At 39.7% G+C, this 12,215-nt stretch carries 11 protein-coding genes; 1 reads left to right on the top strand and 10 read right to left on the bottom strand.

The window, feature by feature from the left end; genetic code table 11:
- Positions 1–139: 139 nt before the first annotated feature.
- Together VER_RS05110 and VER_RS05105 are read right to left on the bottom strand one after the other, a co-directional pair.
- Complete coding sequence (locus tag VER_RS05110) at positions 140–859, bottom strand: LrgB family protein (protein WP_162099801.1); 720 nt, start codon at positions 857–859, stop codon at positions 140–142.
- Positions 853–1,230: a CidA/LrgA family protein gene (locus tag VER_RS05105; RefSeq protein WP_162099800.1), complete on the bottom strand. Its 378-nt coding sequence runs from the start codon at positions 1,228–1,230 to the stop codon at positions 853–855. Before VER_RS05105 ends, VER_RS05110 begins: the two co-directional genes overlap by 7 nt.
- 284 nt (positions 1,231–1,514) lie before the next feature.
- Between VER_RS05105 and VER_RS05100 the strand changes: the two genes are divergently transcribed.
- Positions 1,515–2,453 carry a LysR family transcriptional regulator gene (locus tag VER_RS05100; protein WP_162099799.1) on the top strand — a complete coding sequence of 313 codons (939 nt, stop codon included), beginning with the start codon at positions 1,515–1,517 and terminating at the stop codon, positions 2,451–2,453.
- A gap of 490 nt (positions 2,454–2,943) precedes the next feature.
- Here the strand turns inward: VER_RS05100 and VER_RS05095 are convergent, their stop codons facing one another.
- From VER_RS05095 to VER_RS05060, 8 genes are all read right to left on the bottom strand, one after another.
- Positions 2,944–4,509 carry a YtxH domain-containing protein gene (locus VER_RS05095; RefSeq protein ID WP_162099798.1) on the bottom strand — a complete coding sequence of 522 codons (1,566 nt, stop codon included), beginning with the start codon at positions 4,507–4,509 and terminating at the stop codon, positions 2,944–2,946.
- 79 nt (positions 4,510–4,588) lie between these two features.
- A complete protein-coding gene (gene larA / locus VER_RS05090) occupies positions 4,589–5,884 on the bottom strand; it encodes a nickel-dependent lactate racemase (protein ID WP_162099797.1) in 1,296 nt (431 codons plus the stop codon).
- Positions 5,871–7,067: a DNA polymerase IV gene (locus tag VER_RS05085; protein WP_162099796.1), complete on the bottom strand. Its 1,197-nt coding sequence runs from the start codon at positions 7,065–7,067 to the stop codon at positions 5,871–5,873. The genes larA and VER_RS05085 overlap by 14 nt, the downstream gene beginning before the upstream one ends.
- A gap of 11 nt (positions 7,068–7,078) precedes the next feature.
- Positions 7,079–7,414 carry a helix-turn-helix transcriptional regulator gene (locus tag VER_RS05080; RefSeq protein WP_115310648.1) on the bottom strand — a complete coding sequence of 112 codons (336 nt, stop codon included), beginning with the start codon at positions 7,412–7,414 and terminating at the stop codon, positions 7,079–7,081.
- Positions 7,415–7,785: 371 nt separating this feature from the next.
- On the bottom strand, positions 7,786–8,349 hold the full coding sequence (ahpC, locus tag VER_RS05075; RefSeq protein WP_162099795.1) for an alkyl hydroperoxide reductase subunit C: 564 nt from the start codon (positions 8,347–8,349) through the stop codon (positions 7,786–7,788).
- Between the two features lie 285 nt (positions 8,350–8,634).
- Positions 8,635–10,209 (bottom strand): glycine betaine ABC transporter substrate-binding protein, encoded by a 1,575-nt coding sequence (locus tag VER_RS05070; protein WP_238390142.1) that lies wholly within the window; start codon positions 10,207–10,209, stop codon positions 8,635–8,637.
- Entirely contained in the window at positions 10,210–11,337 is a 1,128-nt protein-coding gene (locus VER_RS05065) for an ABC transporter ATP-binding protein (protein WP_162099794.1), read from the bottom strand.
- Positions 11,338–11,574: 237 nt separating this feature from the next.
- Positions 11,575–12,213 (bottom strand): TrkA C-terminal domain-containing protein, encoded by a 639-nt coding sequence (locus VER_RS05060; protein WP_162099793.1) that lies wholly within the window; start codon positions 12,211–12,213, stop codon positions 11,575–11,577.
- Positions 12,214–12,215: the final 2 nt, after the last annotated feature.

Genomic DNA, 12,215 nt, shown 5'->3' with positions numbered 1-12,215 from the left:
ACTACCACTAAGCAACCATGGCATATCTGTTAAGTAAGTTTGTGTAAGTTTGTGTAAATACGTATATAGTTAACTGACTGGCTAAACCAATCAAAGAACTACCCTTATTAAGTTCTTTTCAATCTATCTATTATAGCCCTTACAAGACGGCTGAAACAGCCGTTACAATTGGCGCAATAACTGTCGTCATAATGCCCATGAAAATCATAGCTAACGATGCAATAGCCCCCGTTTTAGGACCATCTTCATACGCCTTAGCTGTCCCCGTACCATGAGCCGATATGCCATATAACATACCTTTTAACAAGCGATTATGAATATGCGCTCGTTTTATCATCATGGTAGTCATAATCATACCAATTAACCCCGTGGCAATAACCAAAATAGCCGTAATCGTAGGATCCCCGCCCATTGTATTAGACGCGGCTAAGGCTAATGGCGTTGTCACCGAACGCGGTGCCACACTGTGAACTAATTCAGGGCTTAGCCCCACTAATTCAGCTAATCCCATCGAGCCAAGAAACGCAATGGAACAGCCCATACCAATAACAACAAGCAGTGGAATAAAGTATTCTTTTACCACGCTCCGGAATTTATATAAAGGTACAGCAAACGCTACCGTTGCCGGTTGCAACATCATCGTAATGTACTGACTACCTTCTTGGTACACATCATAAGGAATATTCATGGTGACTAAAAATAAACCAATCACCACTGGTACGGCCAACAAAGGTGTAAGGAATAACTTCTTTCCCGACCGTTCATATAATTTTTTAAAAAGAAAGTACAATACTACAGTACCCACTAAGGATTCGATGATATGAATACTGATCATCTGAAACAGTGTGTAATTTACCATAATCTGTACCCCTTTCTACGTAGTTTCATAACACTCAAGGTAATAACAGTTACAGATACTAAAAGGGTAATAATACTTGTTACGATTACACCTAATAGCATAGCCCCTGTACTACCGAAAAGTTGTGTATATTGAATAATTCCAATAGCGGATGGAATAAAAAACAGCAATAATTCCCCAATTAATACGGCCGCCCCTTGTTCTACCCAGTTAAGTTTAATAATCCCTGAGCAAAGTAACAAGAACAATAAAATCATGCCCACCAAAGTTCCTGGCAATGGCAAATTTAACCATTCTTTAAGGTACCCGCCTAACACTCCAATTAAGGCGAGCAATAGAATCTGACCTACTACAATCGCCACACGTTTCATCTATCATTGCCTCCCCTACATCAATACGCTCGTTACCACTATCCGTGTTAAAAAACACCGCCTCATACTTGCCCTATATCAATATAAAATAGCAAGCTTACTAGGTCTGTTCATTCTTGAAATGAATGTGGAACGAATAGTTTACTCAAATAGGAATTTTTCGATATCCTCTTTGGCATGACTTATTGTATCTCATTTTTTATAAAAAAAATAATATTTTTTCCCTATACGGCAATATTCTTATTAGTTATAATAAAAGAAGAAATATATAGCAGGAGGAAATTATGGATATTACCCATTTAAAATATTTTGTAGAAGTAGCTCGTCAAAAAAGTTTTACCAAAGCAGCCCAAACCTTACATGTAAGCCAGCCCTCCCTCAGTAAGGCCGTACGCCTATTAGAAGGAGAATGGAATAAGCAACTCTTTCGCCGTCGTGGCCATCGTATTGAGTTAACTAATGAAGCCTGTGCCGTATTGCCACAAATCGAAGCCTTAGTACGCCAATTTGAAGTATTAGAGCATCAAATGCATCACACTAATGATATGGAATCTGGCGAATTAAGCCTTGGTATTCCCCCTATGATTGGTTCGTCCTTCTTATCGCCCATTATTCGCGACTTTATGGCTGCGTACCCACAAATTTCGCTAAAAGTTAGCGAACATGGCTCCCCCCAAATTGCCCAATTGGTACAAGATGGTCAGCTACAAGTAGGCTTTGTTACCTTACCCGTATCAGATTTTACAAATCCTGATACGCAAACCTACATTTTTAATCATCAACCCCTATATTATGTTATGCAACCAGATTCCCCATTTGCCAATTATGAATCTATTACCTTACAGGAAATTCGCAAAGAACCGCTAGTGTTCTTCCATCCGTCCTTTTCCCTGTACGACATCATTCTAGGTCGTTTCCAGGAAATCGGCGTAGTACCACAAATCGTGGCCCAAAGTAACAACTGGGATTTTATTACTGAGCTCGTGAAAAGTGGCCTTGGCACAGCTATTCTTCCCCAGACAATTTGTGAACGACTAGACCGTAAGCATCTCGTTTCCATTCCTATCGAACCCCGAATTAATTGGGTATTAGGCATGATTTGGAATGAACGTTCCATGATTGTACCAGCCATTCGTTTATGGGTGAACTATTTCCGTTCACATGTAATTGAACAAACAGCCAGTCACTTAGCACCTGTTTTACCTGATACAGAGGAACGTTAAATTAGGAATTAAATTAGGAGTTAAGTTAGACGTTAAATTAGGCGTTTTAGGAGTTTAGGAAGTAAGCAACTTCCTAAACTAGCTAACCAACTAGCTAACCAACTTTCTAAACTAGCTAACGCCTTAACTAATACATTAAGAAACTAACAATCAAATATAATTAGCACAACAAAAGCTCCGTTCAGCCTAAATCCTGAACGGAGCTTTAAGTATCTGTATATAACTTTTATCAAAAGGTTATAAGACAAAATAGTAAAACAGACGATTATAGGCCAAAACTGAACCACTTCACAACTAAGACTTACATATTCCGCCTTATAGGATTAATAGCCTTGTTTGGCTAAGGCTCGTTGCCGCTTTTTACAATTTGTTCGTACCGGTTTACAACGATTACTACAAACTTGACAGCGCCCCTTCTCATCCGTTAAAGATGTTCTCTTAACTACCTTGGCTGACTCAGCTATTTTAGGATTAGTGCCACCAAGGTGCACTACTTTTTTGGCTTTTTTTGAATCGCTGCTTCTACAATATCTAGTACTTGAAGAACCGCTGAACGGCCTAAATCTTGCATAGTTTCTTTCACATCACTAGCCTTTTCAGTAACTGTTTGTACCGTTGCTTTAGCTTGTTCCACTACATCGCTAGCTTTATCTTTTGCTTGCTCCTTCACTTCACTAGCCTTATCTTTCGCTTTGGCTGTTACTTCATGCCCTTTTTCTTTTGCTTGTGAACTAACTTCAGTGGCTTTTGCTACTAGCTCCTGCTTTTGCTGATCCACTTTGTTGGCTACTTCCGTAGCTTTATCTCTCGTAGCCTCTAGCGTTTCACAAGCCTTGCCTTTAGCTTTTTTTGTTTTTCCCTTAGCTTCTTTGGCTAATTCTTCACTAGTGGCTTCAAAGTCTTGATACCAAGACTCGCTGAGCAACTCTACATCTTGTTTAGCCCGCTTTGCTTTTTTTAAAGCTTTCTTCGTTTCCTTCTTAGTATCTTTCGCTAATTTTTTTGCTTCTTTTTTAGCTGTTTTTTGTGCTTTTTTAATGGATTTTTTCGCTTGTTTCGCTAGTTTTTTAAACTCTTTCCATTCCGTATGTTGCATAAGATCGTCTATGGTAAGTTGCCCTGCTTCCCCTTGAGGCAATCCCTTGCTTAACATATTGAAAATATCTTGTAAAAAGATTTCACCGGTAGGAAACTCATTAGCGTCCCTATCATCATAGACATCTTCTTTAGCCTTCGTTTTATGAGCCTTACTTTTTTTGTCTTCTTTAGCACTCTTAAAGGCTGTTACATCCGATGTTTCGTCAGTAGCTACCGCTTCATCATCAGCTTCCTCAGAATCAGCAACAGAGCTTGCTGTAGCCGCTTTAGCATTAAGAACCGCCTTCGTACCTACAGCAGTATTTTCTACTGCCAAATCGTTAGCTTCCGCTTGACCTTGAGTAAGAGGTGCCCAAGGTACTTCCGTATCAAGCACCGCTCTCGAAGCCGTTACGCCCGTAGTAGCCGATTTAGAGCTCGTTAAATTAGGATTTGTTTCATTCGCCTCAGAGTTGACAGAACTTACTACTACACCTTCAGAACGTGCTACTACCGCCCCCTCTTGCCGAGCAGCTATTGTGCCCTCTTGTCGAGCTGCTACAGTGCCCGCTTGCCGTTCTGCCACCGCACTGGTTTGACGAACCGCTAAAGGCCGTTCCGTTACATCCACATCTGCTAAATCCACTTGATCTATGGTAAGCTCTTCCTTAGTTAATTCATCCCCTTGACTCTGAAACTCTTCTTCTAAGGAATCATACACATGAAGTTGAGCTAATAAATCTTGGGTTTCACTAATTTCTTGCCACAAACTGTCCAATAAAGCCGTGTAAAATAAGCGGGATTTCACTTCTTCATAGGCTTGCTTTGTAATATGTAATTCTTCATACGTCAAATCATCGGCTGCATCCAACTCCTCAATCATCTGTTGAATGTGACGATCTTCAGCATACTTATTCTGCAACGAACGACGAACGGAATCAATAACGGACTTACCAATAATGCCATGACGATTATGCATATTCCCAGCTCCTATCTTTTACAAGAAAATCGTGCTAACTCGTGTTACTTCTGCTAAAAACGACTACCACTTACCATTTCTATTTTTTCAACATAGGTACCGTATTACTTGCTAACGGCATTACGTTAACAGTGTAATCTTCACGGCCTAAAATCTTAGCCGCATGTGCCAATGCTTCATCAATCGACGTTACTACATCAATGCCAACTCGATCACAAGTTGGTTTATTTTCAGGTTTTGTTACTAAAATATGGCGATATTTTTTGAAATCTTCCCCTAAATGTAAGGAAATAAAGCCTGGTACGGTAAAACCATTACGCAATTTAATTTCCCGTTCGCGCAAATCGCAAGTTTCAAACCAATCAATAAATTCACCAGGTTCATTAATATCATCCAATTCCATTAAGAGGATAACCACCCCGCCTGGTTTACAAGCACTGACCGCATTCACTTGGGTCTTAACGCCTTGATATAAGTTAATATCTTTGGGATAACCACCCGATGTAGCAATAACGCAATCTGCTAGGCCACTAATTTCAACACCATAAATCGTTTCAACAAGCTTAGTGCCTTCAAGCCAAGCATCTTCCCAATGACCACAAACAAATTTAGCCACTTTACCTTCCGTATTAGCTACGCTATTAATTAAGAAATCAGCTTCTACAGCACGGCCATGTTCCATCTGATCATCATGCATAATATTATGAGAAATATTACCACTTACAATATCTGGATTGGTGCCATCCCCTACATTATCTAGCAAGCATAAGCAATGATTCTTTTGAATCGTTTGATAAGAGGAAATCCCTGGCAAAATAGCCTTACGACCACCACCGAAACCAGCCATCAAATGATACACAATGCCACCTGTCAAAATCAAACGGTCTGCATCTAAAGCTAATTCATTGACTTCAATAGGTACGCCGTGAGAAGTTTCGCCTAGATGACGGAATTTACTATCTGGATTAATGCCACTACTATGTTCAATGCGTACGCGATTTACCACTTCATCGCCAAACTCAGCGCGCGATTCTGCTTCACTTTGTAAGCGATGGGCGCCATAGGCAATTAAAAGGAAAATCTTATCATCAGGCACACCTGCTTCATTTAAGTAATTTAACAAAGTTGGTAAAAACGCATGATAGCCAATCCAAGCACGGGTAATGTCAGACACTACAATACAAACGGATTCATTAGGTTGTACAATATCCTTCAAAGGCGCTGTCCCCGTTGGATTATTCAATGCTTCTACAAGCGCACTGCTCATGTCATCAAGAGCAGGATATTCAGCCCCTTCTACTACATTCAACACCTCTTGGGTGGGTAAATCAAATTCTACATAGCCGCGGCCATATTTCAGTTTAAAATGTTTCATTGTGATTCTCTTCCTCTCTCTTTTGTTGGGTTGCCCGTTGCCAAAGGGCCCCCTTCATAACAATACCTTCACCAAATTTCGCTTCCAGCCCATCCATCGCTCTTGCTAGATCTTCCTGAAACGTCTCCTCCTCAAATAGAGATGTCTGCCCCAATGCTCCAGCAAAATCACTGACAGTAAGACCTAATAAGCGAATTGGTTTATTTATATTGAGTTTATTATACAACATCATACCTACTCGGTACAGTGTTTCTTCATTATCTGTGGGCACTTCAATCCGTTTTTGACGACTCAGCGTTTCAAAATCGTTGAAACGAACCTTAATCGCAATAGTACGGCCCTTTAAATTTTGTTGCCGTAAACGCTTAGCTACTTTATGAGCAAAAAAATACCATTCTTGGTCGATTAATTGCGGATCTATTAAATCTTCTTCATAGGTCAACTCATTGCCAATGGAATGAACTTGTCGCTCATATTCAACGGGCCGCTCATCAATACCCCGCGCCATATCATATAAACGTTTTGCTTGATTACCAGCAATTGATTTTAATGCCCGTTCATCCGGCAAGGCTGCTAATTGACCAATTTTATAAAAACCAGCCTCTTGTAAGCGTTTCGTCATTTGCTTGCCAACGCCCCACAAGCGTTTGACTGGTAAAGGAGCTACAAATTCCGCCTCTTTACCATAAGGCACCACCACAAGGCCATTGGGCTTTTTAATGTCAGAAGCCAACTTAGCCAAATATTTATTGGGCGCCACCCCCACAGAGGCTACTAAGCCAGTGGCTTCCCAAATGTCTTCTTTAATCGCTTTACCTAACGCATAGGGCCCCGTAAAACGACCGTGGAGTCCCGTTACATCTAAAAAGGCTTCGTCTAGGGATAAGGGCTCAATATAGGGCGTATAACGGTGCATAATTTCATGGACTTGTTCGGAAATGTCGTGATATACCGCAAAACGTGGCCGTAGATAAATACCATCTGGGCATAGTTCTTTCGCCTTTACAATGCTCATGGCCGAGTGAACCCCCAGCTTACGCGCTTCATAGGAAGCCGTTGCTACCACACCACGCGAAGAAAGGCCGCCAACGATTACCGGGCGGCCTCTATACTCAGGATTATCACGTTGTTCCACCGATGCATAAAACGCATCCATATCCACATGCATAATCCAACGTCTCATAGTTACTCCTATTATTCTGGCTTATCTTCTAAGCGACAGTATTTAATCTGAGCACAAATACATTCATCTTTAGTTTTATACAATTCAGGCAAAATTTTTACTAGCTCATCAAACGTAGTTTCATTAATTGAATACCGCGTCCAAAGACCATTACGCTGTGAATTTACAACTCCAGCATCAATGAGAATTTTCATATGATAGCTCAACGTGGATTGAGACAGATTAAAACTTGCTAAAATGTCGCAAGCACATAATTCATTACATGACAACATGTCGATTATATGTAATCTAGTCTCATCACTTAACGCCTTAAAAATACTCGCCAATCTCTCGTATGATACTTCCATACCCAATACTCCTTTTACTTAACCCTAGCCTTTCATTCCTTTAACCTTATTCTATGCTATATATTATATACTATATCGCCCAATAAATCTAATAATTTCAATCCACCAAGTTTTCGATAATAATCATGAATAAAAATTCTAAGTTGTAAACACCTATTCAATCAAGTTTTATTGCCTTTTACGAATACATTTATTAAAATTTTAAATATCGCAATATATTATTCGTCGCTCTACAATCTGTGAAATTTTGGGTAGAAAAAACCAGCGGTCGAGAATCTCTCGCACCGCCGGTTTTTGAGGAAAAGGGATTAAACTAATCTATGACAGCTACTAGTGCAAAGGGGGAGGGACGCACTAATAGCTTATTTAAATTATAATTTACCTACTAAGTCCAAACCTGGTTTCAAGGTATCAGCACCTGGTTTCCATTTAGCTGGGCAAACCTGATCACCATGTTTAGCTACAAACTGAGCAGCCTGTACTTTACGAACTAATTCGTCAGCAGAGCGGCCAATCCCCATGTTGTGAATTTCAGCAGTTTCTACTTTACCTTCTGGATTAACTACGAAGGAACCACGGTAAGCGCGGCCTTCTGCTTCAGAGAAAGTTTCAAAGAAATCAGCTAATTCATGTTTCTGATCAGCTAACATAGTGTACTGAATTTTAGCGATGTTAGGCGAAGCGTCAGCCCATGCTTTATGTACGAATTCAGAGTCAACGGACACGGAGAATACTTCTACGCCCATTTCCTGTAATTCTGCGTAATGAGACTGTAAATCTTCAAGTTCTGTAGGACATACAAACGTGAAGTCAGCTGGATAGAATACGAATACGCTCCATTTACCAACTACGTCTGCTTTAGTTACGGTTACTACATCTGGATTTCTAAAACCTTGTAAGGAAAATTCTGGAAGTTCTTTACCGATAATTGCCATCTGTGTGTCACTCCTTATTAGTTACTATACCATCATAAGCTACCAACTAGTCATTTTAATTGATAGATATTAACAACAAATAATCTATATTGATTATGTATTTATCATACACTATACAACGAAAAAATCAATCTAAATTCGAAAATCTATTATGCAAACTATGAAAAATGGCGATAAGATATTTGTATCTTATCGCCATCAATATTGCTATTATCTGTAGTTTTACTGATTTCAGATTCAATCAACTCGATTTTAACTGAATCATTCTACTTATATACTATTATGTTATTTAATTAAACCTTTAGATACTAAGAAGGTATGTGCTACTTCTTTAGGGTTCTTATGCTCTACGTCTACTTGATAATTCAACTCACGCATAGTCTCTGTATCTAAGGTTGCCATCATACGATCAATGACGTCTTTTAACTCAGGATGGGCTTCTAATGTTTCTTCACGAACTAAAGGTACACCATAATATGGCGGGAATACCCCTTTGTCATCCTCTAGTACCGTTAAGTTATACTTTTTCAACAAACCATCCGTAGAAAATGCATCTACAACCTGCACATCACCACTAGCTAACGCTACATAACGAGTAGCGCCGTCAATCCCTTTAGCATCTTTAAAGGTAAAACCATATTCTTTTTGTACCCCTAGTAAACCATCTTGACGATTTAAGAACTCAAGCGTAGTCCCTGCATTCAAAGAGCTAGCAACTTGGCTCAAATCACTCATAGTATGCAAATTATATTCTTGGGCTATTTTAGGATCTACTGCTAAGGTATACGTATTACTAAATGGGGCCGCCGTCAACAATGCAATCTTATGTTTATCCGCTAATTCTTGCTTAGACGTATTATATACTTGCTCTGCATCATTAATAGGATCATGTTTCAAAATATCTACATAGGCTGTACCGGTATAGTCAATATAGGCATCAATATCGCCTTTTTCCATAGCATTAAATAACACCTGCGTACCACCAGCCCCAAGATGACTTTCTACTTTAATATCCGTATTTTTTTGAATCATTTCGGATAGCATATTACCAAGCACTAACTGCTCAGTAAACTGCTTACTACCAATGCGAATAGTATTTGGATCTTTGACAAAACTACTGTATACATTGTTACCAAACATAACGACTAACAAGGCTATAACGATACCAACGCTCCACTTTTGACGGCGACGTTTCACTGTCAGAGTAGCTCTTGTTTTTAATAATTCTGACTGTAAACTTACAGGCGTTACCAACGATTCTACTTGTGATAATACCCAGTCAATAACTAAGGCCAAAATACAGGCTGGAATCGCTCCGGCCAAAATCATACCATTATTGACGGAACTAATACCACTAAACACTAAGAAACCTAAACCACCAGCTCCGATAAAGGCCGCAATTGTCATAAGACCGACTGCTGTTACGGCAGAAATACGAACACCAGCCATTAACATAGGCAACGTCAACGGCAACTGTACTTTCCATAAAATTTGCTGACGGGTCAAACCAATTCCTCGAGCCGCTTCAATCGTCCCTGGTGAAATCTGGCTAATACCAATGTAAGTATTCTTTACGATTGGTAACAGCGAGTATAGGAATACTACAATAACTGACGGCAAGGTACCAATCCCTAATAAAGGAATCGCAAAACCTAATAGAGCCATACTAGGCACAGCCTGAATTAAATTGGTTGCCCCCATAACAGGTTTATTTAAAGGTTTCACATAACTAATTAAAATCCCCAAGGGTAAACCTACAATAATGGCTAGGCCTACGGCAATAGCCGTTAACTGAATATGCTCTAATAACAAGCGCATAATCTGGTCGGTATTTTCAAACATATAATTAAAAATACTCAATTATACCACCTCCGCATCGTCAACATACTGACTACCTAAGGTGGTAATCAAACTACTTTGAGTAATAACGCCTGCTAAACGTTCCGAATCATCTAAAACTAGCATATACGGGCGGTGCAAGGTTTGAATTGTTTCCACAATTTCCAATAAGGAATCACCGATATGAGCCACCTTCTGCGGCTGTGCCATGATGTCACTAACAGGGCCTTGTAAACTATCTTGTTCGCGAATCATACGAGCATTTACCAAACCTCTGAAGCGACGGGTGCCCCGATCAACAACAATCAAGAAATCCTGTGGAATATCTTTAATCTTTTTCATGCATCGCAACAAGCTATCCCCAGGATAGGCAATATTGGTAGCATCAATCATAATATCCTCAGCTTTAATAAACTCTGGGGAATTCCAAATCCGGTTTTTACCAATGAAGCTTTCTACATACGGTGTTGCTGGATTTCGTAAAATCTGTTCCGGCGTATCATATTGCTCCACATGGCCTTCACGCATTAAACAAATACGGTCCGAAATCTTAATCGCTTCGTCCATATCATGGGTTACGAATACGATAGTTTTCTTTAACGTTTCTTGTAAACTGCGCAGCTCATCTTGTAAAGACACGCGGGTAATCGGGTCAATCGCCGAGAATGGTTCGTCCATTAAAATAACATCAGGATCTACGATAAGTGCACGGGCTACCCCTACACGTTGTTGCTGACCACCAGATAATTCAATAGGATATCGATCTAATAAATCTCGAGACAAATCGACTAACTCCATCATTTCATTAATTTTCTCAGCCCGCCCTTCTTGCGGCATATTGTGCAAATTCATAACTAATTCTAAATTCTTACGAATTGTCATATGCGGGAATAAGCCGGTTTGCTGAATAACGTAGCCAATCTTACGACGCAAGGCTACCGGTTCTATATCATGGACATTTTCGCCATTTACATAAATATCGCCACCAGTAATGGGGATTAAGCGATTAATCATTTTGAGCAAAGTTGATTTACCACAACCACTACCACCGATTAGTGAAACTATTTCACCATCAGGAATGGATAAGGTAATATCATGTAATACTTCTTTTTTACCATATCGTTTTTTAACATTCTTTATTTCAATCATATAAGACCTCCCTAAAAGTAACAACCTAATTATATAACAAAGTTGTTACTTAGGTCAAATATCGACGTTTATAAATGTAGAATGGTTGTTATGACTCAAAATCATAACAATGTGTAAAGAAGGCGTTTAAGTTATATATTATACAGAAAAGCACCCAACCATGGTTGAGTGCTTTTTGTGTTATGTTGTATAAATTTATAATTAATAATACTCCATTAAAAGTCAGACATTATCGTCCTATTGAGCATCATCAGGGCCATACAAAAATCGTTCCAAACGAAGCCAACTATCAGCAGGGCCAATGAAATAAATTTCTTCTCCAGCCGTAAAGGTAGCATAGGGTCCTGGTGAAATAATCATGGTCTTATCTTTTGACTCAATAGCTACAATGGTAATCCCCGTATGTTGCCACAATTGAATGGAACCAATGGATTGGCCCAAATAGCGACACCCTTCAGTAATGGCCATCTTCATAGGCTGCAAAGGGTTTTTATATTGATAATGACCTACGGACTCACTTAATTTCTGAATAGTATCTTTAATGTTTTGCATAGCTGCCGTTTGTTCATCAATTTGCTGTGCTAAATCACGGCGCAAAGAATCCACCGAATCAAAATCATTAAACTGCATACGAAATTGTTCTGCTTTTTCCTTAGATAGCACGGTGCAGCCACTCCCCTTAGTCACTTCGACAATGCCTAAATCTGCGAGTAAAGCAATGGCACGACGTGACGTTTCAGGGGATACGCCATAATGAACGGACAAGGCTGAGCGAGCGAAAATTCGCTCCCCTTCCTTATAGCCACCGGATACAATTTTACCAGCCACATCAGCGGCAATTTGTTGATAACGAGCGGTGCGCACTGTTTTACGCACAG

The organism is Veillonella sp. R32 (genome assembly GCF_010093125.1).
Classification (GTDB): domain Bacteria; phylum Bacillota; class Negativicutes; order Veillonellales; family Veillonellaceae; genus Veillonella_A.
This window is presented reverse-complemented; position numbering and strand designations above follow the sequence as displayed.

Coding starts and splice junctions, on each gene's coding strand:
- VER_RS05065 (WP_162099794.1), bottom strand. CDS start 11,337: ATGATTGAAATAAAGAATGTTAAAAAACGATATGGTAAAAAAGAAGTA.
- VER_RS05105 (WP_162099800.1), bottom strand. CDS start 1,230: ATGAAACGTGTGGCGATTGTAGTAGGTCAGATTCTATTGCTCGCCTTA.
- ahpC (WP_162099795.1), bottom strand. CDS start 8,349: ATGGCAATTATCGGTAAAGAACTTCCAGAATTTTCCTTACAAGGTTTT.
- VER_RS05080 (WP_115310648.1), bottom strand. CDS start 7,414: ATGGAAGTATCATACGAGAGATTGGCGAGTATTTTTAAGGCGTTAAGT.
- VER_RS05095 (WP_162099798.1), bottom strand. CDS start 4,509: ATGCATAATCGTCATGGCATTATTGGTAAGTCCGTTATTGATTCCGTT.
- VER_RS05085 (WP_162099796.1), bottom strand. CDS start 7,067: ATGAGACGTTGGATTATGCATGTGGATATGGATGCGTTTTATGCATCG.
- larA (WP_162099797.1), bottom strand. CDS start 5,884: ATGAAACATTTTAAACTGAAATATGGCCGCGGCTATGTAGAATTTGAT.
- VER_RS05100 (WP_162099799.1), top strand. CDS start 1,515: ATGGATATTACCCATTTAAAATATTTTGTAGAAGTAGCTCGTCAAAAA.
- VER_RS05110 (WP_162099801.1), bottom strand. CDS start 859: ATGGTAAATTACACACTGTTTCAGATGATCAGTATTCATATCATCGAA.